This window comes from Bacillus sp. SIMBA_005, assembly GCF_046535585.1.
Lineage (GTDB): Bacteria > Bacillota > Bacilli > Bacillales > Bacillaceae > Bacillus > Bacillus pumilus.
Genome location: NZ_JAWRWI010000820.1, coordinates 1 through 252, shown reverse-complemented (window position 1 = coordinate 252; position 252 = coordinate 1). Strand labels below are relative to the sequence as shown.

General features: G+C 61.5%; 1 pseudogene. It reads left to right on the top strand.

The features are described from left to right. Window positions 1–252: pseudogene (locus SB660_RS22360) on the top strand (malate synthase G); the annotation flags it as partial.

The following is a 252-nucleotide window of genomic DNA, read 5'->3' as shown; positions in this document are numbered from 1 at the left end:
AAGCCGAAGATGCACGGCCCCGAAGAAGTTGCGCTCACCGTCGAGCTGTTCCGTCGCGTCGAAGAACTCATCGGTCTGCCGAAGAATACCCTCAAGCTCGGCCTCATGGATGAAGAGCGCCGCACCTCGGTGAACCTTAAGGCCTCGATCGCCGAGGCTACCGAGCGTCTCGCCTTCATCAACACGGGCTTCCTTGACCGTTCGGGAGACGAGATTCACACCTCCATGGAGGCCGGCGCGCTCGTGCGCAAG